Annotated in this window: 20 protein-coding genes; 12 read left to right on the forward strand and 8 right to left on the reverse strand. The window is 61.6% G+C overall.

What is annotated here, in order from left to right; genetic code table 11:
• Window positions 1-68: 68 nt before the first annotated feature.
• Both B4F27_RS15340 and B4F27_RS15345 read left to right on the forward strand, forming a co-directional pair.
• On the forward strand, window positions 69-494 hold the full coding sequence (locus B4F27_RS15340) for a GlcG/HbpS family heme-binding protein (RefSeq protein ID WP_074634462.1): 426 nt from the start codon (window positions 69-71) through the stop codon (window positions 492-494).
• Between the two features lie 74 nt (window positions 495-568).
• Window positions 569-1,345, forward strand: a complete 777-nt coding sequence (locus B4F27_RS15345) for a gamma-glutamyl-gamma-aminobutyrate hydrolase family protein (RefSeq protein WP_064215574.1) — start codon at window positions 569-571, stop codon at window positions 1,343-1,345.
• A gap of 272 nt (window positions 1,346-1,617) precedes the next feature.
• Here the strand turns inward: B4F27_RS15345 and B4F27_RS15350 are convergent, their stop codons facing one another.
• Window positions 1,618-2,370, reverse strand: a complete 753-nt coding sequence (locus B4F27_RS15350; RefSeq protein ID WP_005854063.1) for an SDR family NAD(P)-dependent oxidoreductase — start codon at window positions 2,368-2,370, stop codon at window positions 1,618-1,620.
• Window positions 2,371-2,616: 246 nt separating this feature from the next.
• Here B4F27_RS15350 and B4F27_RS15355 point away from each other — a divergent pair, with 246 nt between their 5' ends.
• The 4 genes from B4F27_RS15355 (at window position 2,617) to B4F27_RS15370 (ending at window position 8,067) form a co-directional block, all read left to right on the forward strand.
• Window positions 2,617-4,191 (forward strand): Re/Si-specific NAD(P)(+) transhydrogenase subunit alpha, encoded by a 1,575-nt coding sequence (locus B4F27_RS15355; RefSeq protein ID WP_286760062.1) that lies wholly within the window; start codon window positions 2,617-2,619, stop codon window positions 4,189-4,191.
• 13 nt (window positions 4,192-4,204) lie between these two features.
• A complete protein-coding gene (locus tag B4F27_RS15360) occupies window positions 4,205-5,638 on the forward strand; it encodes an NAD(P)(+) transhydrogenase (Re/Si-specific) subunit beta (RefSeq protein WP_286760063.1) in 1,434 nt (477 codons plus the stop codon).
• A 124-nt stretch (window positions 5,639-5,762) separates the two neighbouring features.
• On the forward strand, window positions 5,763-6,662 hold the full coding sequence (locus tag B4F27_RS15365; RefSeq protein WP_286760064.1) for an MBL fold metallo-hydrolase: 900 nt from the start codon (window positions 5,763-5,765) through the stop codon (window positions 6,660-6,662).
• Between the two features lie 121 nt (window positions 6,663-6,783).
• On the forward strand, window positions 6,784-8,067 hold the full coding sequence (locus B4F27_RS15370) for a DUF3422 family protein (protein ID WP_286760065.1): 1,284 nt from the start codon (window positions 6,784-6,786) through the stop codon (window positions 8,065-8,067).
• Between the two features lie 2 nt (window positions 8,068-8,069).
• Here the strand turns inward: B4F27_RS15370 and B4F27_RS15375 are convergent, their stop codons facing one another.
• From B4F27_RS15375 to B4F27_RS15390, 4 genes are all read right to left on the reverse strand, one after another.
• A complete protein-coding gene (locus B4F27_RS15375) occupies window positions 8,070-9,104 on the reverse strand; it encodes a YeeE/YedE family protein (RefSeq protein WP_286760066.1) in 1,035 nt (344 codons plus the stop codon).
• Window positions 9,105-9,268: 164 nt separating this feature from the next.
• Window positions 9,269-10,267 (reverse strand): ABC transporter permease, encoded by a 999-nt coding sequence (locus tag B4F27_RS15380; RefSeq protein ID WP_005854057.1) that lies wholly within the window; start codon window positions 10,265-10,267, stop codon window positions 9,269-9,271.
• Window positions 10,260-11,327 (reverse strand): ABC transporter permease, encoded by a 1,068-nt coding sequence (locus tag B4F27_RS15385; protein WP_005854056.1) that lies wholly within the window; start codon window positions 11,325-11,327, stop codon window positions 10,260-10,262. The genes B4F27_RS15380 and B4F27_RS15385 overlap by 8 nt, the downstream gene beginning before the upstream one ends.
• 138 nt (window positions 11,328-11,465) lie before the next feature.
• A complete protein-coding gene (locus tag B4F27_RS15390) occupies window positions 11,466-13,187 on the reverse strand; it encodes a peptide ABC transporter substrate-binding protein (RefSeq protein ID WP_009824888.1) in 1,722 nt (573 codons plus the stop codon).
• A gap of 309 nt (window positions 13,188-13,496) precedes the next feature.
• Between B4F27_RS15390 and B4F27_RS15395 the strand changes: the two genes are divergently transcribed.
• From B4F27_RS15395 to B4F27_RS15415, 5 genes are all read left to right on the forward strand, one after another.
• Window positions 13,497-15,329, forward strand: a complete 1,833-nt coding sequence (locus B4F27_RS15395) for an ABC transporter ATP-binding protein (protein ID WP_037954453.1) — start codon at window positions 13,497-13,499, stop codon at window positions 15,327-15,329.
• A gap of 12 nt (window positions 15,330-15,341) precedes the next feature.
• Window positions 15,342-16,502 carry an acetylornithine deacetylase gene (gene argE / locus B4F27_RS15400; protein ID WP_286760067.1) on the forward strand — a complete coding sequence of 387 codons (1,161 nt, stop codon included), beginning with the start codon at window positions 15,342-15,344 and terminating at the stop codon, window positions 16,500-16,502.
• Window positions 16,503-16,633: 131 nt separating this feature from the next.
• Window positions 16,634-17,980, forward strand: a complete 1,347-nt coding sequence (locus tag B4F27_RS15405; protein ID WP_286760068.1) for an NAD(P)/FAD-dependent oxidoreductase — start codon at window positions 16,634-16,636, stop codon at window positions 17,978-17,980.
• 21 nt (window positions 17,981-18,001) lie between these two features.
• Window positions 18,002-19,165 carry a M20 aminoacylase family protein gene (locus B4F27_RS15410; protein ID WP_286760069.1) on the forward strand — a complete coding sequence of 388 codons (1,164 nt, stop codon included), beginning with the start codon at window positions 18,002-18,004 and terminating at the stop codon, window positions 19,163-19,165.
• A gap of 67 nt (window positions 19,166-19,232) precedes the next feature.
• Entirely contained in the window at window positions 19,233-20,396 is a 1,164-nt protein-coding gene (locus B4F27_RS15415; RefSeq protein ID WP_005854046.1) for a M20 aminoacylase family protein, read from the forward strand.
• Window positions 20,397-20,430: 34 nt separating this feature from the next.
• Here B4F27_RS15415 and B4F27_RS15420 read toward each other — a convergent pair whose 3' ends face one another.
• The 3 genes from B4F27_RS15420 to moaA are packed head-to-tail and all read right to left on the reverse strand — an operon-like array spanning window position 20,431 to window position 23,790.
• Window positions 20,431-21,492, reverse strand: a complete 1,062-nt coding sequence (locus B4F27_RS15420) for a glycosyltransferase family 4 protein (protein ID WP_286760070.1) — start codon at window positions 21,490-21,492, stop codon at window positions 20,431-20,433.
• Window positions 21,489-22,775, reverse strand: a complete 1,287-nt coding sequence (locus tag B4F27_RS15425) for a 3-deoxy-D-manno-octulosonic acid transferase (RefSeq protein WP_286760071.1) — start codon at window positions 22,773-22,775, stop codon at window positions 21,489-21,491. The genes B4F27_RS15420 and B4F27_RS15425 overlap by 4 nt, the downstream gene beginning before the upstream one ends.
• Window positions 22,776-22,782: 7 nt before the next feature.
• Window positions 22,783-23,790: a GTP 3',8-cyclase MoaA gene (gene moaA / locus B4F27_RS15430; protein WP_005854034.1), complete on the reverse strand. Its 1,008-nt coding sequence runs from the start codon at window positions 23,788-23,790 to the stop codon at window positions 22,783-22,785.
• Window positions 23,791-23,875: 85 nt separating this feature from the next.
• Here moaA and B4F27_RS15435 point away from each other — a divergent pair, with 85 nt between their 5' ends.
• Window positions 23,876-24,385 carry a hypothetical protein gene (locus B4F27_RS15435; protein WP_286760072.1) on the forward strand — a complete coding sequence of 170 codons (510 nt, stop codon included), beginning with the start codon at window positions 23,876-23,878 and terminating at the stop codon, window positions 24,383-24,385.
• Window positions 24,386-24,451: the final 66 nt, after the last annotated feature.

Below are 24,451 nucleotides of genomic sequence, written 5' to 3' on the forward strand. Positions count from 1 at the left end.
GGGGGGGCGCCCCCCCCCCCGCGCTCCCCGGAGTTTAGTTGGCAAAATGAAGTAACAATGAGGATAGCATGGCAGTCACATTAGAGCAGGCGCGGACGATGATCGCCGAGACGTTCAAGAAGGGGCACGAACTGGGGCTGAAGCCCTTGTCGGCAGTGGTGCTTGATGCGGGCGGCCACGTGCAAGCCTTCGAGCGGGAAGACGGTGCCGCACCGGGGCGTTTCGGAATCGCCCACGGCAAAGCCTATGGCGCGGTGATGCTGGGGATGGCAGGGCGCGCGCAGATGGCGCGGGCCGAACAGCAGGCCTACTTTATGGCAGCAGTGAACGGTGTGTACGGCGGGGCGGTGGTGCCTGTGCCCGGCGGGTTGCTGCTTCGCGATGAGGCCGGCGTGGTGATTGGCGCGCTGGGCGTGACGGGGGATACCTCGGACAACGACGTCAAGGCAGCGCTGGCAGGGATCGAAGCGGCAGGGCTGAAAGGCGAGGAATAACGCCCGCTTTGGGGTGTTGAGGTCGGATTGAGGACGCGGTAGGCTTTGAGCGAAATCAAACTCTGAGGCTGAATATGGCGCGTCCTGTTGTTGGTATTGTCGGAAACACCAGCCTGTTGAACGATCAATATCCGATCCATGCCGCCGGCACGATGAACACTATCGCCGTGGCGCAGGTGTCTGGCTGTTTGCCCCTGATCATCCCGAGCGACCCGTCGCTTGTATCAGTGGAAGAGCTGTTGGAGACCTGTGACGGCTTTTTGCTGACCGGCGGGCGGCCCAATGTACACCCCGAGGAATACGGCGAACCCGCGACCGAGGCGCATGGCACCTTTGACCGTGCGCGCGACGCTATCGCCCTGGGGCTGGTGCGCGCCTGCGTTGAACGCGGGCAGCCGTTCTTTGGTGTCTGCCGGGGGTTCCAAGAGGTGAATGTCGCCATGGGTGGCACGCTTTACCCCGAAATCCGTGAGCTGCCCGGCCGTATGAACCACCGTATGCCCCCCGACGGCACGATGGAGCAGAAGTTCGAGCTGCGCCACGATGTGACCTTTACCCAAGGGGGCGTCTTCCACGAGGTCTTAGGGGCCCCGAAGGTGCGGACGAATACCTTGCACGGGCAGGGGATCAAGGCGGCGGGTCCGCGTGTGGTGATCGACGGTTTTGCCGAAGACGGCACGCCAGAGGCGATATATATCAAGGACGCGCCGGGGTTCACCCTTGCCGTGCAGTGGCACCCCGAATGGGACGCGGGCAATGATCCGGTGTCGCGTCCCCTGTTCGAACGCTTTGGTGAGGCGGCGCAGGCCTGGGCGGACAGCAAGCATCAGCGAATGTTGAAATCCGCCTGACAGGTTACCCCGACAGCGTGATGCGCGGCACATGCAAGGGGCCTGACCTTGCTAGATAGCGGGCGGTCAGCGTGTCGATCTTCTGCCAGAGGAAATCCGGCGGCGCGGCAGATCTTGGCTGCGCTGCGCGTGGTTTGCCCGCGTGCTGGGGGCACCGTTCGCGGCAGCTTTGAAAAGCGACGGCGCTTGGGGGCGGGGCTATCGGGTATGAGATCTTGTGCATGGGGCGACCTTAGCCGCCCCAAAGTTAACAAATCATGACCGGTGGGGGATTACATCTCGCCGCCGGTGACCTGGATGCATTGTCCGTTGATGCTTTGCGACCCCGGACCGGTGAGCCATGCGGCCGCGGCTGTGACCTCGGACACCTCGATCAGACGCTTGTGCGGGTTGGAGTTGACCATGATCGCGCGCGCTTTTTCTTCCGAGATACCAGCACGTTCCGAGATCGACGCCGTATTGCGCGACACGATGGGCGTGTCGACATAGCCGGGGCAGATCGCGTTGAACGTATAGGGTTGCCCCAGATAATCCGCCGCCAGCGATTTGACCAAACCGATCATCCCGTGTTTCGACGCCGAATAGGCCGCCGCCCCGGGCAGCCCCTTCAGGCCCGCCATCGAAGAGATCGCGATGACGCGGCCCCAGTCGGTATCGCGCATGGTTTTCAACGACTCGCGGATGGTCAGAAAAGCACCGTCGAGATTGGTCGACATCATATTGCGCCAGAATTCCATGTCGGTCTTATGCACGGCCTTACCCTCGGCGATGCCGGCGTTGGGGATGCAGATCTGGATCGGACCGTGGGCTTTGACGGCGGCGGCGATCTTGGCGACCACGTCTTCCTCGCTGCGCACGTCCATTGCCATGCCGGTCATATTGTCGCCTGCGACCTCGTCCAGCACCTCTTGGCGGCGGCCTGTGATGGTCACATGTGCGCCCCGTGCGGCCAGATCCCGTGCGATGTCCAGCCCGATGCCGGTGCCGCCGCCCGTGATCAGCGCGTGTTTTCCCTGTAGGTCCATTCTGCTCTCCCTTATGAAATGGATCATCATGGGGGGCATGCTGTCGGCAGCAGGGGGCAGGCGCAAGGGCGCGCGGGTTTTCACGCAACGTCGTAAACCTAAAAATCGGGCTGTTAGCGCTATTGACGCTGCAAAACGCTGTTCTAATTATGTCCGTCTCTTGTACTATAGGAACCCAAGCGCTATCGCTCTGGGTAATATTATTGCGCCACACTGGGCGTAGAAGCACAAACGGGGGACTCTGGATTGAAGATCGGGACGCCAAAAGAAACATTTGAAGGGGAAAATCGCGTTGCGATGACTCCGGAATCAGCGTTGCAGCTGCAAAAGCTTGGTCATAGCTGTATGATCGAAGCTGGCGCAGGCGAGGCGGCTGGTTTTTCCAACGATAAATATGTCGAAGCCGGGGTAGAGGTGATCGACACGGCGGCCGAGCTTTGGGAGACGGCGGATGTCGTGGCCAAGGTCCGCGTCCCCAACACCGAAGAAATGGCGATGTTGCGGTCCGACCAGACGCTGATCTCTTTCTTCAGCCCTGTGGCCGATGAGGCCAAGATGAAAGAGGCGGCCGAGAAAGGCACCACTGTCGTCGCGATGGAGATGATCCCCCGGATCAGCCGCGCGCAGAAAATGGACGCGCTGTCGTCCATGGCTAACATCGCGGGCTACCGTGCGGTGATCGAGGCAGGCAACAACTTTGGCCGCTTCTTTACCGGTCAGATCACGGCGGCGGGCAAGGTGCCTCCGGCGAAGGTTCTGGTTGTCGGTGCCGGTGTTGCCGGTCTGGCCGCGATCGGCACGTCCACATCCCTTGGCGCGATCACGCTGGCCTTTGACGTGCGTCCAGAAGTGGCCGAACAGGTTGAATCGATGGGGGCCGAGTTCGTCTACCTCGATTTCGAGGAAGAGCAGCAGGACGGCTCTGCCTCCGGTGGCTATGCCTCTGTTTCCTCGCCTGAATTCCGCGAGGCGCAGCTGGCCAAATTCCGGGAGCTGGCCCCCGAGGTCGATATCGTCATCACCACTGCGTTGATCCCCAACCGCGAAGCGCCTGAGTTGTGGACCGACGATATGGTCGCAGCGATGAAGCCCGGCTCGGTGATCGTCGATCTGGCGGCCGAAAAGGGCGGCAACTGCAAGCTGACCAAGATGGACGAGAAAATCGTGACCGAGAATGGCGTGACCATCATCGGCTACACCGATTTCCCCAGCCGGATGGCAACGCAGGCCTCGACGCTTTATGCGACCAATATCCGTCACCTGATGACCGATCTGACGCCGGAAAAAGACGGTGTGGTCAACCACAACATGGAAGACGACGTGATCCGTGGGGCGACCATCACCCATGACAAGGAAGTCACCTTCCCACCACCTCCACCGAAAGTGGCAGCGATTGCGGCGGCTCCGAAGAAAGACAAGCCGAAAGAGCTGACAGCGGAAGAGAAACGCGCCAACGAAGTGGCCGCGTTCAAGGCACAAACCCGCAATCAGGTCGGCCTGCTGGCCATCGGTGGCGTGCTGCTGTTGGCGGTGGGTCTGGTCGCGCCGGCCAGCTTTATGCAGCACTTTATCGTATTCGTGCTGTCCGTGTTTATCGGCTTCCAGGTGATCTGGGGTGTGGCGCACAGCCTGCACACACCGCTGATGGCTGTGACCAATGCGATTTCGTCGATCATCATTCTGGGGGCGGTCATGCAGATCGGGTCCGGGTCGTTCCTGGTGATTATTCTGGCCGCGCTGTCGGTCTTTATGTGCGGGATCAACATTTTTGGTGGCTTCCTCGTGACACGGCGCATGCTTGCCATGTTCCAAAAATCGTAAAGGGTTCAGGTAAATGGATTTTGGTTTTACAACAGCGGCTTACGTAGTCGCCGCCATCCTCTTCATCCTCAGCCTTGGCGGGCTGTCGGGTCAGGAAAGCGCGAAGCGCGCTGTATGGTACGGGATCGTGGGCATGGCTTTGGCCGTGGCTGCGACATTGATCGGGCCGGGGGCTGGCTTCTGGCTGCTGTCGCTGATCCTGATCGCGGGTGGCGGTGCCATCGGCTATCAACTGGCGACAAAAGTGCAGATGACGCAGATGCCCGAACTGGTTGCCGCGATGCACAGCCTTGTGGGTCTGGCGGCGGTCTTCGTCGGCTATAACGCGCATATCGAACTGGGCAACGTGCTGGCGATGGATGACACCGCCCGCAAGGCGACCGAAGGGTTCGCAGCGCTGCTGGCCAAGAAAGACAGCGTCGAGATCGCGATCCTGCGGGTTGAACTGTTCCTTGGTGTGTTCATCGGTGCCATCACCTTTACCGGGTCGGTCATCGCCTATGGCAAGCTGGCGGGGCGCGTGGATACGTCGGCGACAAAACTGCCGGGCGGCCACATCCTGAACGCATCGGCTGCTGGCCTGTCGCTGCTCTGCCTGATCTGGTACTTCAACACCGGTGGTTTCCTGCCGCTGTTCATCATGACCCTGGCGGCGCTGTTCATCGGCTACCACCTGATCATGGGTATCGGCGGCGCGGATATGCCCGTGGTTGTGTCGATGCTGAACAGCTACTCTGGCTGGGCTGCGGCGGCGATTGGTTTCAGCCTTGGCAACGATCTTCTGATCGTCGTGGGGGCGCTGGTCGGCTCGTCTGGTGCGATCCTGTCCTACATCATGTGTAAAGCGATGAACCGGTCGTTCGTCAGCGTGATCCTCGGCGGCTTCGGCGGGACATCCGGTCCGCAGATGGAGGTCGAGGGCGAGCAGGTCGCGATCGACACCGACGGTGTGGCCACCATGTTGAACGAGGCCGACAGCGTCATCATCATCCCCGGTTACGGGATGGCGGTCGCTCAGGCGCAGCAAGCGGTAAGCGAGCTGGTCAAGAAGCTGCGGGCAAAAGGCAAGAACGTGCGTTTCGCCATTCACCCCGTTGCGGGGCGTCTGCCGGGTCACATGAATGTGCTGCTGGCCGAGGCCAAAGTGCCCTATGACATCGTGATGGAAATGGACGAGATCAACGATGATTTCCCGTCGACCGACGTGGCGATCGTGATCGGGTCCAATGACATCGTGAACCCTGCCGCACAGGACGACCCCAACAGCCCCATCGCCGGTATGCCGGTTCTGGAATGCTGGAAGGCTAAGAACGTCATCGTGTCCAAACGCGGGCAGGGGACAGGCTATTCCGGCATCGAGAATCCGCTGTTCTTCAAGGACAACACGCGGATGCTTTACGGCGACGCCAAGGCGAGCCTCGACAAGCTGCTGCCGCTGATCGACTGATCACACGACAGACGACAAACCAAGGGGCGGTGCAGCAATGCGCCGCCCCTTTTGCTTTTGGGGCGAAGGCAGTGGAACTCAAGCCGGTGGCACGTGTTGAATTGTCATATAGGAGGATTTGAATGTGAAGTTTTCACGCACCAGCCCCTCGACCGGCCCCGGTTCCCCTGAAGTGACCGGCTTTTACGATGACGATACCGGCAGCATCCAATATCTGGTGGCGGATCCGGCGACCTCCAAGGCGGCGGTGATCGACGTGGTTCTGGGCTTCAGCCCACAAAGTGCGGCGACTGACACGCAGCATGTCGATACCATCCTGCGCCACGCGGAAGCCGCGGGCTACGAGATCCAATGGATCCTCGACACGCACCCCCATGCGGACCATCTCATGGCCTCACACGTATTAAAACAGCGGTTGAACAAGCCCAATGCCATCGGGGCAAAGGTGAGAGAGATCGCAGAGCTCTGGCGTGACTATTACAACATGCCCGACGCCTTTGATCCCGCCGCCGATTTCGACCACCTGTTCGAGGATGGCGATACATTCACCATTGGCGAGCTGCCCGTGCGGGTGATGCTGTCGCCGGGGCACACGTTAGGGTCGATCACCTATGTCGTAGGCTCTGACGCGGCTTTTGTGCATGACAGCTTTATGCAGACTGACGTGGGCACAGCGCGCGCCGATTTTCCGGGTGGCACCGCGGCTGAACTCTACCAGTCCCTGCAAGATATCCTTGCCCTGCCGGATGCCACGCGTCTGTTCATCGGCCATGACTATGGCACCGAGTATCGCAGCCAACCCATGTGGGAATCCACCGTGGCCGAACAACGCCGGCACAACGCCCATATCGGCGGTGGCGTGTCGCAGCAAAGCTTCGTCGACCAACGCGAGGCGCGGGACAAAACCCTCGCGCTGCCCGACCGGATGCTGCATGTCTTGCAGATGAACCTTAGGGCGGGGCGCTTGCCGGAGGCGGAAGACGACGGTCACGCTTACCTCAAGATACCGGTCAATCGGTTCTGAAACCGGTCCGGTATTCCGCGGTATACGGTTAACCCTATGAAAGATATGTGAAATATATCTAGGCGAATGGCGGTGGTCACGATAGACTGCTTTGATTGACCCCTTGTAGAAAGCCCGCATCGTGCCCGCCCTCGACGATCACCCCCTGCGCTATACGCTCAATAGCGAGCTGCACGCCCGCCCGTTCCCCTCGCTCACCGCACCCCATGTTGCGGCCTATCTGGCCGTGCGCCCCTTGGGGGAGGCCGCGCGGCGGGACCGGTCTGTCGATCTGCAACAGCTTCGTGATCTCTTGGCCCATTATGGTGCGCCGCTGCCCGCCGCGGACGCGACCCATTATTTCGGCCCGATGGGGAAATACACGCTGAAGTGGGAGCAGCATACCGAATTCGTGACCTATACCGTGTTTCTGGATCAGCTCGGCCAGCGCCCCTTTGATCCGGCAGAGTTTGATGTCTTCCCGCAGGATTGGCGCGCGGGCCTGAACGCGCAGCGGATCACCTCTATTCTGCTGCGGCTGGTGCCCCGTCCGCCACAGGACGCGCAGATCGCCGAGGCGTTGCAAGACTGGTTCGTCCCCGAAAGCCTCGCCGTGGCATCGGTGCTTGAAGATGCTGCCGTCATCGCCAGCGATTTCCGTATCGACCCCGCGGGCCACATGCGCATGGCAATCTTTGCCAGCGAAGGCACGGGCAGCCGCCGCTTGGGCCGCATCGTGCAACGTCTGTGCGAGATAGAGACCTATAAATCCATGTCGATGCTCGGTTTTGCCAAGGTGCGCGAATTCGCGGGGCAGTTGGACCGTATCGATGCAGAGCTGAACGATCTGATGGCGGGTATGGCAGGCACCTCTGCCATGGCCGAAGACACGCTGCACCGGCTGCTGGATATCTCTGTCGGGCTAGAGGCGCTTTCGGCCGATGCGTCTTACCGTCTGGGCGCGACAGAGGCGTATCAAGCTATCGTCGCACAGCGGATCGGGGCTTTGCGCGAAACGCGGTTCATGGCGCGGCAAGGGTTTGATGAATTCATGATGCGCCGCTACGAGCCTGCGATGCGTACGGTCACATCCTCGGAAACACGGCTCAATAAAATGTCCGCCCGCGCCAGCCGCGCGGCCGAATTGTTGCGGACACGGGTCGATGTGGAACGATCCGCGCAAAATCAGGCGATATTGGCCAGCATGGACAAACGCTCTGACCTGCAACTGCGCCTACAACACACGGTCGAAGGGCTGTCCGTGGTCGCGATCAGCTATTACGCGGTGTCGCTGGTGGGCTATATGCTCTACCCGCTGGCCGACCGTATCGGGGTCAGTAAGGGCACGCTCTCGGCAGGGGCCGTCCCGGTGGTGGTGCTGCTGGTCTGGGGGCTGCTGCGCCGCCTGCGCCACAAGATCAAATAGGGTCAGCTGCCCGCCGGGGTGGCACGCAGGGTGGCATGCATCGCCAGCACGCCGACACCGATCATCACAATCGCAAGGATAGCGGCAAGGGACAGCGTAGGCACGCCGGACAATCCGGCCCCCAGCGTGCAGCCGCCCGCCAATACACCGCCCACACCCATCAACGCTGCTCCGCTCAGATAGCGGCCGGTCTGGGCGGGTGTCTCGAAACTTTGCCAGCCAAAGCCGCCAAAGATCAGGCTCGACGCGCAGGCCCCCAGGGCCACGCCCCCCAGAAGCCCGACGCCAAAGCCCGCGGGGATCGAACTGCTGGCCACCACCCAGAACAGCGCATCGGCCGAAGGAGAGGTGAACGACAGGCTTTCCATCGCGATAGGGTCGAATGCGTCAAACAGGATAAACCCCGTCCCGACCCAGGCCAGCGGGACCAGCAGGCCAATCATTGCCGCCATCACCAGATGGGTCCAGCGGTTGCCCGATCGCAGCGCCACGGCAAGGGCCGCCACTACGATCAGCCCGCCCCACAGCATCACCCCCCCGGGCAGGGCGGCAAGGCTGACGTAATCGCCAAGCCCAAGGGTCACACCGCCAAGCGCCACGCGCATCGGGGCCAGCACGCCTTTCAACGTGGCATGGGCCACAACGGCAAAGACAACCACGACCAAGGCCGCGCGCAAATTGCCGGAGCCCGCCAGAATGGTCAGCCGAGAGATACAGCCCCGCGTCAAAACCATCCCCGCGCCAAAAAGCAGGCCGCCGATGCCAATCGCCAGATAGGGCACATCCGCCACCATAAAGCGGTGGTCGGCAAAGCTGATCCAGCCCATGGCGACGGCGACCTGCGTCCCCAGCACGGCAAAGGCCAGCGCTGTCAGCCAGACCCCTTTTGCGGCGCGCCGGTCCTCGCCAATCAGGGAGCGGCGAAAACAGAATTTGGTGATCTGCCCGAGTATGCCAAAGATCACCCCAATCGCCAGCGCGAACCAGACAGCCGCCTGTTGCGGTGTGGTGGTCTCAAAACCGAATTGTTCAAACATCCCCGTGATCCCCTTGACGACAGCACGCCAGTTCCCTGACGCGTAAACCGCCCAAGTTCAAGCCTTTTGCGCCCCCACGACAAAGGGAGGCCGCAGCCCCCCTTCACCCTTTCTCAAATACTCAAACCCGACAGAAGCCCCCAAAGGCGCCGGTCCGATCCGGATCACCGTCCGCGCAGCCGCGGGTCCAGCGCGTCACGTAGCCCGTCGCCAAGATAGTTCACGCTCAGCACGGTCAGCGAGATCGCGACGCCGGGCAGGATCACCCGCTCGGGGAATTCCTGCATCCGTGACACGGCATCGGACAAGAGCTTGCCCCATGTCGGATAGTCCGACGGGAAGCCGACGCCCAGAAAGCTCAGCGCGCTTTCGGTGATGATCGCGGTCGCCAGTCCCAGCGTGGCCGAGACCATGATCGGAGAGATGACGTTGGGCAGCAGGTGCTTGCGGATGATCTTGCCCGACCGCGTCCCGATGGACCGCGCGGCGAGGATGAACTCGCGCTCTTTCAGCGCCAGAATGTCGCCGCGCACGATCCGCGCGGTCTGCATCCACGAGGTCAGCCCGATGATACCGACGATCAGGATGAACATCCCGCCTTCGGGGCCAAACCGTGCGTTGAGCGGTTGCCGGAACAGGGTCACCGCCAGCAGCGTCAGCGGCAGGATCGGCAGCGACAGCACCAGATCGGTAAAGCGCATCAGCCAGAAATCGAGCCGTTTGAAATAGCCCGAGATGACGCCGATGGCCGATCCGATGACCAGCGCCAGCCCCATGGCCAGCCAGCCCACCGCCATAGACACACGCCCGCCGGCGATCATCTGTGCCATGATATCACGGCCCAGCTGGTCGGTGCCAAAGGGATGTGCCCAACCGGCCTTGGCCTCGCTGTCGAACAGCAGTTGATACACGGGGCGCCAGTTCTTGTTGCGGATATCCAGCGCCTTGGGGTCGACATCCCAAAGGTAGGGGCCGAACAACACCGCGAGGGTGATGAACAGCAGGAAGCCTCCGCCAAAGACAGCGCCCTTGTGCTTGCGGAACTGCTGCCAGACGTCGATCCACTGGCTGCGCGGCGGCTTTTGCGGCTCTTTATCGACCAGCGCACCATAGAGTTCGATGTCGGCCTCGATCGGGCTTGCGGGGGTGGCTTGCTCAGTCATAGCGGATCCTTGGGTCAAGCAGGCCGTATAGAACATCGGCAATCAGGTTGAATAGAACGATGAGGATGGCGAAGATAAAGGTCAGCGTCATCACCATCGGCAGGTCGTTGGCAAAAAGCGCCGTCAGCAGCAGCTGCCCGATACCATTCACCTTGAACACATTCTCGGTAATGATCGCGCCGCCAAAGATCGCGGGCATGCCAAGGGCAATCACCGTGACCACTGGGATCATCGAGTTGCGCAGCACATGGACCAAAACGACCGATTTCTCGCGCAGCCCCTTGGCGCGGGCGGTGCGCACATAGTCTTGGTTCAGGTTGTCCAGCATTGCGCCGCGCATATAGCGGCTGATCTGCGCGGTGGTTTGCAGCGCCAACACCATCACGGGCATGATCATCTGCATAAACTGGATTTTGAAGCTCTCCCAGTCGGTCACAACATGGGTCGTGTCATAGATCGACGGCAACCACCCCAGCGAGACCGAGAAAATCACGATCAGCAGCGGCCCGGTGAAGAAGGGCGGGATCGAAAAGCCGATCATGGTGACAAAGGTGCCCGCTTGATCGAACAGCGAATAGTGACGGTAGGCCGAATAGATGCCAATCGGTATCGCGATCAGGATGCCCACGATATAGCTAAGCCCAACCACCCAAAGCGTCTGCGGCATCCGCTGGATCACGATATCCATGATCGGGCTGCGGGTCTGCCAGCTGATCGCACGCTGTACGGGGCGCACAGCACCTGTGTCGGGGTCAATAAAGGTCGACAGGCTGGTGTCGGGCAGCCAGCCCAGAAGGAAGCTGTCGCGGGTGGCCCAGTCGATGAAGACCTGCGGTTCAACCCAGAAGAACTGGATCAGCCATTTATAGTATTGCACATAGATCGGCTGCCCGAGGCCAAGCGCCTCGCGCATTTTCTGTTTTACCTCTGGCGGGACTGTCAGCGGCACCTGGGCCATCGGATCGCCGGGGGCCAGTTGCAACAGCAGGAAGATTACCAGGCTGATAAACAAAAGCGTTGGTATCGACAAAAGTAGTCGACGAATGGTGAAGGTCAGCATGCACAGCGCCTTTGCAAGTCGGTCTAGGGGAGGGGAAGCATGTCAAAATCGAAGGGAGGCGCGATTTCGCACACATTCACACAGGCATCAAGTCATGAGGAGCACGCGCGCTGCGTGCTCCTCTGAGCTTGGGCGTGATTATTCTTTCACGCGGTACCAGTCGGCGGCATTCCACAGTTCGGAATCCCATGTGTTCAGGATCACGCCGCCCAGAGTGTTGGACGCAGCGGAAACCCGACCACGGTCGACCAGCGGAACGATGGTCATCGTGTCACGTGTGATGATGTTGTTCAGCTGCTTGGCGATATCGCCGCGCTTGTCCAACTCGCCCGTGCGCGACAGTTCGTCCAGCAACGCGTCGTATTCTTCGTTGCAGAAACGGTTGATGTTCTCACCCTGCCACTGGCTGGAAGGCTTGGGCTCGTTGCCACAGCGATAGGCAGACAGGTAGGCCTGCGGATCGGTGCCGTCAAAGTTGTTCGCGTACATTTCAACGTCGGCATAGAACTTCTGGAAGGTATCGGGCGAACCGGGGTCGCCCCCAAAGAAGACCGACGCATCAAGGTTGCGCAGTTCGACTTCGACACCGATCTGGTTCCACCAGTCTTTGATCAGCGCCTGGAAATCCTGACGGACAGCGTTGGTCGAGGTCTGGTACAGCAGGGACAGTTTTTCACCGTCTTTGTCGCGGATGCCGTCGCCATTGGTGTCGGTCCAGCCGGCTTCTTCCAGCAGGGCTTTCGCGCCTTCCAGATCCTGCGTCAGACATTCGGTGTTGTCGGAGGCATAAAGCTCGGGCGCGGGCACGAGGTTACAGGTCGCGCGACCCGCCTGGCCATAGCCGACCTCGACCAGCAAAGGACGGTCGATCGCCATGGACAGCGCCTTGCGGACCTTAAAGTCGGACAGGATGGGGTGCGGATGCGCCACGGTGGAGCGTTCGCCCTCTGGCAGGTCCGGCGATGGGTCTGTCAGGTTCATCTCGATCCGTTCGACCAATGTCCCGAATGCAGAGATCGCCTGACCCTTGCCGCCTTCGGCCATTTTCGCCAGCACATCGGGGGCCAGCTGCATGTTCCAGGCATAGTCGTATTCGCCGGTTTCCATCACCGCACGACCCGCGGCATTCGCATCACCACCGCCCTTGAGGGTCAGTGTCGCAAACGCAGGTTTGCTGGGGTCACGGTAGTTGGGGTTGGCTTCCATCTGGATCACGTCATTGGGACGGAAATCTGTCACGCGGAACGGGCCGGTGCCGATGGGGTTAAAGTTGGCTTCGGTACATTCGGGGGCTTTCGCGCCCAGGCAGTCCTTGAACTGCGCGGCCTGAATGATCGGTGATTGCGCGCCCATGAACGGGCCATAAGGGTTTGGCTTGGCGTCGGTGAAGTGAACGGTAACCGTCAGATCATCCACAATATCGATGCTTTCAACACCATCGAACTTCGACGCCTGCGCGCAACCGCCTTCGGGGTGCATACAGTATTCAGCGGTGAATTTCAGGTCCGCCGAGGTCACCGGCGTGCCGTCGGACCAAACCAGGCCCTCTTTCAGCTTCCAGGTGATGGATTTCAGATCTTCGGCCACGCCGCCGTTTTCAACGGTGGGAATCTCGGTCGCCAGATAGGGAACCAACGCGCCGGTTTCGTCATAGCGGCCCATCGGCTCCAGCACGAGGCTCGCCGCCTCGAGGTCTTTTGTGCCGCCCGACAGATAGGGGGTCATGATCGAGGGCGCTTGCCAGTAGATAACTTTCACCTCGCCGTCGCGTCCACGCTCGCCCTCGTGGGCGGCGCCGAATGCGGCGGGGGCAATCGCTACCGAAGCCGCGGCTCCCAGTAACAGGGTTTTCATGTTCATAGCTTACTCCTTGTTGGACACCCTTGGTTTTTTGAGGTGCCTTTTTTTATGGTCTGTCTTTTCTGGCAATGCCAAAAACGTCAATCTTGATCACGGCCGGGGGCAGGGTGCTGCGACAGACAGGGATGCCCGCCAAAACGCCCGTTTTTCCAGCCACGCCAATAACGTCGAAGCATCGAAACAGGTTTGAAAAAAAATGCAAGTCTCCAAAGCAGCGGATGTTAGCGGTCCCTTGGACCGATTTGACACCAGATGACGAAGTGCCTTAGCGTCGTCAAATTGATTAAACGAGAAGCGCTGGAAAATACCATGCTAGACGAGGCAACGCCGACACCAATCGCGCAAATTCAAGAGCTTAGGGTCGAATTTCAAACCCAGGACGGACCCGTTCTAGGTGTGGAGAACGTCAGCTTTGACATCAATGCGGGTGAAACTGTCTGCGTTGTGGGCGAATCCGGCTCGGGTAAATCGGTGTCCTCGCTGTCGCTGATGCGTCTGGTCGAGTTCGGCGGCGGAAAAATTGCGGGTGGGCGCCTATTATTTGAGCGCCAGAACGATCCCGCTGTCGATTTGGCGCGCACAGATCAAGATGTGATGCGCGATATTCGCGGCAATGAGATCGGGATGATCTTTCAGGAACCGATGACAGCGCTGAACCCCGTCTTTACCGTCGGTCGCCAGCTGACCGAAGGGCTACGCCTGCACAAGAACATGTCCAAGGCGCAGGCAGAGGCCCGCGCGCTGGAGCTTCTGACCCAGGTCCGCATCCCCGAACCGGCCCGCCGTCTTGCACAATACCCGCACGAACTGTCGGGCGGGATGCGCCAGCGTGTGGTGATCGCAATGGCGCTGGCCTGTTCGCCGCGGCTGCTGATCGCGGATGAACCCACCACCGCGCTGGATGTGACCATTCAGGCTGAAATCCTCGCGCTGATCGACCGCTTGAAACGCGAGACCGGCACCGCCGTCATGTTCATCACCCATGACATGGCCGTTGTCGCCCAGATGGCCGATCGCGTCGTCGTCATGTTCCGCGGCAACAAGGTCGAAGAAGGCACGGTCGAGGAAATTTTCGAAAACCCTCAACACCCCTATACCAAGGCGTTGCTGGCCGCCGTCCCCAAGCTGGGCGAGATGCGCGGCAAACCCTATCCCGAACCGATGAAACTGCTCGGGACTGCGGATAAAGAGATCAAACCTATCAAGGGCACAGAGGAAACGCTGCTGACGGTCAAGAACCTGACCACGCGCTTTCCGGTGCAGGGCGGCTTCCTGCGCCGCACCGTCGCCAATGTCCATGCGGTCGAGGACCTGTCGTTTACCATCAACAAGGGCCAGACGCTAAGCCTCGTGGGGGAATCCGGCTGCGGGAAATCTACGGCGGGGCGGTCCTTGCTGCGACTGGTCGAACCCCAATCGGGCGAGGTCAACCTCGATGGCAAAGACATCATGGCACTGGATTCACGTGGCCTGCACAAGGCGCGACTGGACATGCAGATGATCTTTCAGGACCCGTTTGCCTCGCTCAATCCGCAGATGCAGCTGTCGGATCAGGTGGCCGAACCGATCCACAATTATGGCACGCTCAAGGGGGCCGAGCTGACCAAACGCATCGAGATGCTGTTTGACCGTGTGGAACTGCCGCGCAGCTTCATGCGCCGCTTCCCGCACGAGCTGTCAGGCGGTCAGCGTCAGCGCGTCGCCATCGCGCGGGCCTTGGCGCTGAACCCCAAGCTGATCGTCGCGGATGAAGCCGTGTCGGCGCTAGATGTGTCGGTACAAGCGCAGGTGGTCAATCTGATGCTGGAGCTGCAAGCGGAAATGGGGCTGTCCTTCCTGTTCATCAGCCACGATATGGCTGTGGTCGAACGGGTCAGCCACCACGTCGGCGTGATGTATCTGGGCCGGATCGTGGAAATGGGCACGCGGTCGCAGGTGTTTGAAAACCCGCAGCACCCCTATACGCAGGCCCTGATGAAAGCCGTCCCCATCGCCGATCCACGGCGTCGCAAAAAGGAAAGCGAGCTGAACTTCAAGCCGATCCCGTCCCCGATTCATCCGACAAGCTATGTCGCGGAACCCTCTGTTTACAAAACCGTATCCCCCGGCCATCAGGTCTTGATCACCGATAGCGGATACTAAAGGACCACATAAATGACTGCGCGCATGACCCCGTTCGAGCTGATGGAAAAACTCGTCAGCTTTCCCACTGTGTCGCGGGATACGAATATCCCGCTGATCGACTGGGTGGCCGATTACCTTGAAAGCCACGGCATCGCGTCCCATCGCTATATCCACCCCGATCAACCCAAACATGCGCTTTTCGCCCATGTGGGCCCGTGGGAAGAGGGCGCGGTGGTCCTGTCGGGGCATACCGATGTGGTGCCGGTGGACGGTCAGCCCTGGGACAGCGACCCTTTCACTGTGGTCGAACGGGACGGGCGCTATTACGGGCGCGGCTGCTGCGACATGAAGGGCTTTGATGCGCTGGCCATCTGGACATTGGTAGAAGCGCATTACGCCGAAGTGCAACGCCCACTCCAGATCGCGCTCAGCTTTGACGAGGAAATCGGCTGCACCGGTGCCCCTCCGATGATCGAGGCGATGCAGCCGGTGTTGCCCAAGGGGGCGCTGGTGATCGTGGGGGAACCCTCGACCATGCAGGCCGTTACAGGCCACAAGGGCGGCACGGGCTTCAACACCCATGTGGTCGGCTTCGAGGTGCATTCCTCGCTCCTGCACACAGGCGTCAACGCGATCATGGCGGGGGCCAAGCTGATCGAATGGGCCAATGAGGTGAACACCGAGAACATGGCCCGCAAACCCAGCGAGCTTGCCGCGATGTTCAACCCGCCCTTTACCACCGCCCATGTGGGCGTGATCTCGGGCGGGACAGCGCATAATATCACCGCCAAGGATTGCCACTTCGCCATGGATTTCCGCGTCGTGCCAGGCGAAGACAAAGACGCCTGGGGCACCGCCTATCTGGAAAAGGTGCGCGAGGTTGAAAAGCAGATGCAAGAGGTCGTCCCCGAAACCTATATCGAGGTCACCCCCCGTTTCGACGTCCCCGCACTACAACCCGAAAAAGACGGGCTGGCCGAAACCTTCGTGCGCCAGATCACCGGCGACAATGCCAGCCACAAGGTCTCCTACGGGACCGAGGCCGGACAGTTCCAGGAAGCGGGGTATAGCGCGGTGATCTGCGGCCCCGGCGATATCGCACAGGCGCACCAGCCCAACGAATATATCGAAGTCGCGCAATTCGAGGCCGGCCATACATTCATGCGCGACCTGCTTGACCGTTTGAAATGACACAGCGCAGCGGCCCCCTTCTTCCAAATGGCATCACATCCAGGGGGAGGGGCCGCAGCGCGGCACCGGGGGCTGGCCCCCGATCCAGGCCTGCTTTGCCCGCGACGCCCACGCAATATAAAGCCTGACCCATGCAGCCTTTCCCGATCCACACGACCACCCCCGTCACCTATCCCGGCCCCCAGCCAGCCACGTCGGATATCGTCGTTATCGGCGGCGGGATCATCGGGGTCTGCACGGCGCTGTTCCTCGCCCGGGAGGGTCACTCGGTCACCTTGCTGGAAAAGGGCCGCATCGCCGCTGAACAATCCAGCCGCAATTGGGGGTGGATTCGGCAACAGGGGCGCGACCCTGACGAGATGCCGATCATGGCCGAGGCGCAGGCGCTCTGGCGCGAACTTGCGGGGCAAACGAACGTGGATATCGGGCTGCGGCAGGGCGGCATTGCCTATCTGGCGCAAAGGCCGACACAACTTGCGGGCTACGAAGACTGGCTGCCCCATGCGCGGGCCAATGGCGCGGACAGCCGGATGATGACGGCGGCCGAGGTCTCCGCCATGTTCCCCGGCCTTGCGACACCTCAGATCGGCGCGCTGATCACGCCGTCGGACATGCGGGCGGAGCCTTGGGTCGCGGTGCCCGCACTCGCCGGTATCGCCGCGCGAGAGGGCGTTCAGATCATCGAGAATTGCGCCGTGCGCTGCCTTGACATCGCGGCGGGGCGGGTTGCCGGGGTGATCACGGAACAGGGGCGTATCGCGTCTTCGCAGGTGGTGCTGGCAGGTGGGGCGTGGTCGGCGCTGTTCCTGCGCAATCACGGTATCTCTATGCCGCAGCTGTCGGTACGCGAAAATGTGGCGGCGACCGAAAGCTTGCCTGAAATTTACGCAGGGGCGGTGTCGGACGGGCAGGTCGCGTTCCGGCGGCGCGAGGATGGCGGCTATACGCTCGCCCCTCCCGGCGCGCCCGAGCTGTTCGTGGGCCCTGACGCCTTTCGCGCCTTGCCCCACTACCTGACCCAGTTGCGCGCCGACCCCTTTGGTCAACGGCTTCACCCTTTTGCGCCCAAAAGCTTTCCCGATGCCTGGACGACCAAGCGGCGCTGGCAGGCCGATACCCCATCCCCCTTCGAGGCGATGCGCATCCTTAACCCCACGCCCAATATGGCCAAGATCCGCCGCTTGCTGCGTGATTTTTCAGCAATGTTCCCCGACTTGGGCCCGATAAAGCTAAAATCTGCCTGGGCGGGGATGATCGACACCATGCCTGACATTGTACCTGTCGTGGATACTGTGGCAGCACTGCCGGGGCTGACCATTGGCACGGGCATGTCGGGGCACGGCTTTGGTATCGGGCCGGGCATGGGCCGCGTTCTGGCGCGTCTGGCCACGGGGCAAAGCGCTGGTCATGATCTGACCCGCTTTCGCCTTGCACGTTTCACCGATGGCAGCCCGATGATCCTGGGCCCGAACGTCTAGACACATAAAGGAACGCACGCGATGCCGATCAAGAACCGCTTTGCCGAAACCCATGCCGACATCACCGCGTGGCGGCGTCACCTGCATACGATCCCCGAACTGCAATTCGATCTGCCGCAGACCGCGGCTTTCGTCGAAGAGAAGCTACGCAGCTTTGGCATTACCGATATCACCACCGGCGTGGCGCAAAGCGGCATCGTCGCGGTGATCGAGGGCAAGACCAATGCCTCGGGGCGCAGCATCGGCTTGCGCGCGGACATGGACGCTTTACCCATCACCGAGGCGACGGGGCTTGACTATGCCTCCAAAACGCCGGGCAAGATGCATGCCTGCGGCCATGACGGGCACACCGCGATCCTGCTGGGGGCCGCGCAATATCTGGCAGAGACGCGCAATTTTGACGGGCGGGCGGTGCTTATCTTCCAACCCGCCGAAGAGGGCGGCGGCGGTGGCAACGTCATGGTCGAGGAAGGCCTGATGGAGCGTTGGTCCATCGACGAGGTCTACGGGCTGCACAATATGCCCGGCCATCCCGTCGGCGCATTCGCGATCCGCAGTGGCCCTTTGCTGGCGGCGGCGGATGAGTTCGACATCATCATCACCGGGCAGGGCGGCCATGCCGCAGCCCCGCACGAGGCGATCGATACCAACCTTGCCGCGGCGCATGTCGTTGTCGCGCTGCAATCCATCGCCGCGCGCAACGTGGATCCGATCAAGAATGCTGTCGTGTCGGTCTGTACCCTGCGGTCCGATACCGACAGCCACAACGTCCTGCCGCAAACCGTGCGGCTGCGCGGCACGGTCCGGACGCTGGATGCGGGCATCCGCGATCTGGTGCAGGACCGGCTGGAGGCTGTCGTGACCCACACCTGCGCCGCCCACCAATGCACTGCCGACATCGTTTACGCGCGCGGCTATCCCATCACCGTGAACGCTGACGCGAACACCGCCTATGCCGCTGATGTGGCCGAGAATATCGCCCCCGGTGTGGACCGCGACACGCCTCCGATCATGGCCGGAGAGGATTTCTCGTATATGCTGAACCAGCGCCCCGGTGCCTATATCATGCTGGGCAATGGCGACGGGCCCACCGTCCACCACCCCATGTATAATTTCAACGATGACGCGATCCCCGCAGGTTGTAGCTGGTTCGCGGAAATGATTGAAACAAGATTGCCAGCCTAGCCGCCGGCTTTGCCCGAAAGGGGCGCTGCGCGTTCCCTTTTTTCACAGACTTCAAGGACTTCGAAAAATGCCCGTTAAGAACCGATTTGCCGAATTGCACAATGACATCACCGCATGGCGACGTGATTTGCACGAACACCCCGAGATCCTGTTCGAGACGCATCGCACCTCTGCCACCGTGGCCGAGAAACTGCGCGCCTTCGGCTGTGACGAAGTTGTCGAAGGCATCGGGCGTACCGGTGTTGTCGGCGTGATCAAGGGCAATGCCACCACCTCGGGCAAGGTCATCGGGCTGCGTGCCGATATGGACGCGCTGCCGATCCACGAACAGACGGGGCTGGACTATGCCTCCAAAACGCCCAATGCGATGCATGCCTGCGGCCACGACGGCCACACGGCGATGCTGTTGGGTGCGGCGCAGTATCTGGCCGAGACACGGAATTTTGACGGGACCGTTGTGGTGATCTTTCAGCCTGCCGAAGAAGGCGGCGGCGGCGGGCGCGAGATGTGCAAAGACGGCATGATGGAACGCTGGGGCATTCAGGAAGTCTATGGCATGCACAACTGGCCCGGCATTCCCGCCGGACAATTCGGCATCCGCCCCGGCCCGTTCTTTGCGGCCACCGACCTGCTGGAAATCGAAGTCGAGGGTCTGGGCGGCCACGCGGCCAAACCACACGAGACCATCGATACGGGTGTTGTCACCGCACATATCATCACCGCGCTGCAAACCATCGTCAGCCGGAACGCGGACCCCGTGGGCAATATCGTTGTCTCGATCACCTCGATCGAATCCTCGTCCAAGGCGTTCAACGTGATCCCGCAGCGGGTGAATTTGCTGGGCACCGTGCGCACCCTGTCCAATGACTTGCGCGATCTGGCTGAAAAGCGCGTGACAGAGATTTGTGAAGGCATCGCGGCGACCTTTGGCGCGACGGCAAAGGTCAAATACGTGCGCAACTATCCGGTGATGGTGAACCACGACGAACAGACTGAATTCGCCGCGGATGTCGCGCGCGGTATCTCGGGTCAATGCGACGAAGCACCTTTGGTCATGGGGGGCGAGGATTTCGCCTTTATGCTCGAAGAGCGCCCCGGTGCCTATATTCTGGTCGGCAATGGCGACACTGCGATGGTGCACCACCCGATGTATAACTTTAACGACGATATCATTCCCGCGGGCTGCAGCTGGTGGGCGGGTATCGCCGAACAACGCATGCCCATCGGCTGATCACACAGGCATGGGGCGGGGGGAAACCCGCGCCCTATGCTGCCAGCAGCTTGCGATAGATTTTGACCAGCGCTGCCGCTTCGCGCGCGATAGAGAAATCTGACATCACATAGCTGCGCCCGGCCTCTGCCCATGCGGCCAGTCGGGTCGGGTCGGACAGGGCATCGCGCGTCGCGGCCTCGAGCGCGGGAATGTCATCGGGGTCCACCAGCAGGCCCGTCGTACCTTGCACCACCAGCTTTTCAAAGGCCCCCACACGGGTCGCGACCACGGGCACACCGCAGGCCATCGCCTCGATCGGGGTGAGGCCGAAGCCCTCCCACCGTTGGGGGGCGACGTAAAGGTCCAGCACGCGGTAGAAATCCGCCATATCGCCCACCGGCACCTCTGGCAGGAACAGCATCCGGTCCGACAGCCCTTCGGCGCGGGCGCGGTCTTTCAGGCCCTTCTCGAAGCTCTCGTATTTCTCGGTCGCGCGCCCCATCACAAGGGCGACGACATCGGGGTTGTCCCGCAGGATCGGCAGCATCGCCTCGACAAAGGCATCGGTGCCCTTTTGGGCGCGGATACGGCCATAGCAGCCCACCAGCGTCGCGTTCACTGGCAGCTTAAGCTCGGCGCGCAGCGCGGCGCGGTCGGGCGAGGGGGCAAAGCCCTCGGTGTCGATCCCGTGCATGATCACATGGCCGGGGTTTTCCAGATAGGCGTTGGTCCGGTCCGAGGTCGCCACAACGGCATCCATCCGCCGGATCAGCCAGCGCGTCAGGCCGGTCTGTTCGCGCTGGCTGGCCGAGGTGAACATCAGCTTGAGCCGCTTGCCCAGCAGATAGCGCAGCGCCAGCCCGCCCAGCATCTCGACGTTGCGCCGCGCGTGCCAGACCCGCCAGCCCGACGGTGACGGCCCGCGGCGCGACATGGTCAAAAGCGAGGCCAGCGGCACCTGCGGGACATCATCAGGCACAACGGGGCCCGTTGCCGCGATAGAGATATCGCGCGATTGGACTGGCACCAACCGCATCACAGTGGCCGTGACGCCGCTGAGCCTGCGTTTGAAATTCGGCGCGATCACATCGGTTCGGGCAAGGGGGTGCGTCATGGGGTATCCAAGTTCAATGTGGTGATCAGACGGCTGGCGATGGCATCAAGCTGGTCATCTTGTGCCGCGATGAAGCGGGCAGCGGCTGCGGTCATCGTCGCCAGCTCGTCCGGTTTGGTCAAGAGCGCGGCAACGCGGGCGGCCAGATCATCGCCATCCGCCACGATCCGCGCAGCGCCTTCAGCCTCGAGCTGGGCATAGGTTTCCGCAAAGGCCGCAACGTGGTTGCCCGACAGCACAGCGGCACCCGATTGCGCCACCTCGAACGGGTTGTGCCCGCCAATGGGCAGCAGCGATCCGCCCAGAAACACGACATCGGACAGGCTGTACCAGAGGCCCAATTCCCCCAGCGTGTCGGCCAGATAGACCTGACCCCCGGGGGCGTCCCCACGGCTGCGGCGCTGCACGGTCAGCCCCGCGTCCTGTACCAGCGCCTCTACCGCATCGCCGCGTTCGGGGTGGCGGGGGGCAAGGATGAGACACAGATCGGGGATCTCGCGCAGCAGCTTCTTATGCGCATCGAGCACGCTGCGTTCCTCCCCTTCGTGGGTGGAAGACGCGACCCAGACCGCCCGCCCGCCAAGCGCTGTGCGCGCAGCGGCCAGCGCCTGTGCATCGACGGGCAGCGGGCCGGCCATGGATTTCAGGTTCACCCCCGGCGACACACGATCGGCGGGGGCATGCATGCGGATCATATTGCGCGCCATCGCGTCATTCTGCGTCACGATCAGCGTGAAGACATCGAACAGGTAGCGGGCAGTGCGGGGCCATTTCTCCCAGAACTCGACCGTCTTGTCAGACATGCGCGCGTTGACCAACGCCATCGGCGCGCCGGTCGCATGGGTCCGTCGCAGCATCTGCGGCCAGATCTCGCTTTCGACAAATATCGCGGCGTCGGGCTGCCAATGGGCCAGGAACCGCTTTAACGGGCCGGGGGCGTCCAGCGGGGCAAACTGGTGCAGGCTGCGCGGCGGCAGACGTTGTTCCACCAGCCTGGCCGAGGTCGCGGTGCCGGACGTAATCAGGAAATGCGCGTCGGGCAGCATGTGCCCCATGCGGGTGATCAGCGCCAGCACCGACAGGCTTTCGCCCACGGAGGCCGCATGCACCCAAACCAGCGGGCCGCCGCTTGGGCGCGGCTGTGTGGCGATGCCGCGTTTCTCTCCCGCACGGGCGGCGGGCACGTCTTGCGCGTTCAGCTTGCGCGCCTCTGCGCTGGCGGCAAAGGGGATCAGGCAGCGGCTGGCAAGAACCCAGGCGCGGTACAGGAAAGGCGCGGACACGGTCGCGTCAGCCGCCAGTGTGGCTCATGTGGCGGGGCATCTGCCCATCCAGCTTTTGCCGTGAATAATCAAAGTCGTGGCCCTTGGGCTTAAGGTTGATCGCCGCGCGAATTGCGTCTTTCAAGGGCGCGTCGTCATCGGGGTGATTGCGCAAGGGCGCGCGCAGGTCGGCCACATCTTCCTGCCCCAGACACATGTAGATTTCACCGGTGCAGGTGATCCGCACGCGGTTGCAACTTTCGCAGAAATTATGGGACAGCGGCGTGATAAAGCCGATCTTCTGGCCGGTCTCTTCCAGCCGGACATATCGGGCAGGGCCGCCCGTATTCTCAGCCAGATCGGTGACGGTGTAATGTTCCTCGTAGGTGCGGCGCACATCCTTGAGCGACCAATACTGGCCCAAGCGGTCCTCGTTGCCCAAGTCGCCCATGGGCATCACCTCGATCCAGGTCAGATCAATCCCGCGATCCGCACACCATGCGGTCATCGACGGCAGTTCTGCCTCGTTGAAGCCTTTCAGCGCGACGGCGTTGATCTTGACCCGCAGCCCGGCATTCTGCGCCGCGTCGATCCCGCGCAGCACCTGCGGCAGACGCCCCCAACGGGTGATGTCGGCGAATTTCTGATCGTCCAGCGTATCAAGCGAGACATTCACACGGCGCACGCCCGCAGCATAAAGATCGGCGGCATAGCGTTCCAACTGGCTGCCATTGGTGGTCAGCGTCAGCTCTTTCAGCGTGCCGGCGTCCAGATGGCGGGTCATGCTGTCGAAGAAGGTCATGATACCCTTGCGGACCAAAGGCTCACCGCCGGTGATGCGCAGCTTTTGCACACCCAGATCGACAAAGTTGGTGCACAGCCGATCCAGCTCTTCCAAGGTCAGAAGTTCCTTCTTGGGGAGGAAATTCATATTCTCGGACATGCAATAAACACAGCGAAAGTCACAGCGGTCTGTGACAGAGACGCGCAGATAGGTGATGGCGCGGGCGAACGGGTCAATCAAAGGTGCATTCATATCCCATAGGTAAACATCGGCCCATCCCGGGGCAAGTAGCATTTAGGAGATTGAAGCGGCAGGGGGGGAGCGTTAGATTTAGCCCATGAAACATTATATTATTCTAGGTGTCGCTGTCGTTGCTCTGGCCGGATGTGCGGGCGTAACGGATCGTTTGGGTTTGGGTAAACGCGGGGCGGACGCAGCCCCGCCCACGACCGAGGCCGAGGCGCGTGCTGAGGCGTCCCTGTCGTCCGCCACCGCGGCTGCCCGTCCGCCTGCTGGGGCACGCACAGCCGATGCGCTTGACACCACCACGGCCGAACAACGCGCCGAGGCGTCAAAACCTGCTGCGGCAGGGGCCAAATCGCTGGGCACCACCGTCGCCTCGCTTGGCAGCGCGACAGAGCCGGGGCTTTGGATGAAAACACCGCTGGTGAAATCGGAAATGCAGGGCCGCGTGACGAACCCCGCGACGGGCAAATCCTCTACGGTTGAACTGATCCCGCTGGATGGGCCTGCTTCGGGCGGGAGCCGCATGTCGTTGTCGGCGCTCCGTCTGATTGGCGCGTCGCTGACGGATCTGACCAAGGTTGAAGTGTCCACCAACGGCTAAGCCAGGCGGTGACGGTGTAAGATACAAAACGGGCGTCCAAGGGGGAACTTTGGACGCCCGTTTTCT

The sequence above is a fragment of the Sulfitobacter sp. UBA1132 genome, from assembly GCF_002311545.1.
GTDB classification, from domain to species: Bacteria; Pseudomonadota; Alphaproteobacteria; order Rhodobacterales; family Rhodobacteraceae; genus Sulfitobacter; species Sulfitobacter pontiacus.

Coding starts and splice junctions, on each gene's coding strand:
- B4F27_RS15395 (WP_037954453.1), top strand. CDS start 13,497: ATGCTAGACGAGGCAACGCCGACACCAATCGCGCAAATTCAAGAGCTT.
- B4F27_RS15385 (WP_005854056.1), bottom strand. CDS start 11,327: ATGCTGACCTTCACCATTCGTCGACTACTTTTGTCGATACCAACGCTT.
- B4F27_RS15415 (WP_005854046.1), top strand. CDS start 19,233: ATGCCCGTTAAGAACCGATTTGCCGAATTGCACAATGACATCACCGCA.
- B4F27_RS15380 (WP_005854057.1), bottom strand. CDS start 10,267: ATGACTGAGCAAGCCACCCCCGCAAGCCCGATCGAGGCCGACATCGAA.
- B4F27_RS15390 (WP_009824888.1), bottom strand. CDS start 13,187: ATGAACATGAAAACCCTGTTACTGGGAGCCGCGGCTTCGGTAGCGATT.
- argE (WP_286760067.1), top strand. CDS start 15,342: ATGACTGCGCGCATGACCCCGTTCGAGCTGATGGAAAAACTCGTCAGC.
- B4F27_RS15435 (WP_286760072.1), top strand. CDS start 23,876: ATGAAACATTATATTATTCTAGGTGTCGCTGTCGTTGCTCTGGCCGGA.
- B4F27_RS15375 (WP_286760066.1), bottom strand. CDS start 9,104: ATGTTTGAACAATTCGGTTTTGAGACCACCACACCGCAACAGGCGGCT.
- B4F27_RS15420 (WP_286760070.1), bottom strand. CDS start 21,492: ATGACGCACCCCCTTGCCCGAACCGATGTGATCGCGCCGAATTTCAAA.
- B4F27_RS15360 (WP_286760063.1), top strand. CDS start 4,205: ATGGATTTTGGTTTTACAACAGCGGCTTACGTAGTCGCCGCCATCCTC.
- B4F27_RS15405 (WP_286760068.1), top strand. CDS start 16,634: ATGCAGCCTTTCCCGATCCACACGACCACCCCCGTCACCTATCCCGGC.
- B4F27_RS15340 (WP_074634462.1), top strand. CDS start 69: ATGGCAGTCACATTAGAGCAGGCGCGGACGATGATCGCCGAGACGTTC.
- B4F27_RS15350 (WP_005854063.1), bottom strand. CDS start 2,370: ATGGACCTACAGGGAAAACACGCGCTGATCACGGGCGGCGGCACCGGC.
- moaA (WP_005854034.1), bottom strand. CDS start 23,790: ATGAATGCACCTTTGATTGACCCGTTCGCCCGCGCCATCACCTATCTG.
- B4F27_RS15410 (WP_286760069.1), top strand. CDS start 18,002: ATGCCGATCAAGAACCGCTTTGCCGAAACCCATGCCGACATCACCGCG.
- B4F27_RS15345 (WP_064215574.1), top strand. CDS start 569: ATGGCGCGTCCTGTTGTTGGTATTGTCGGAAACACCAGCCTGTTGAAC.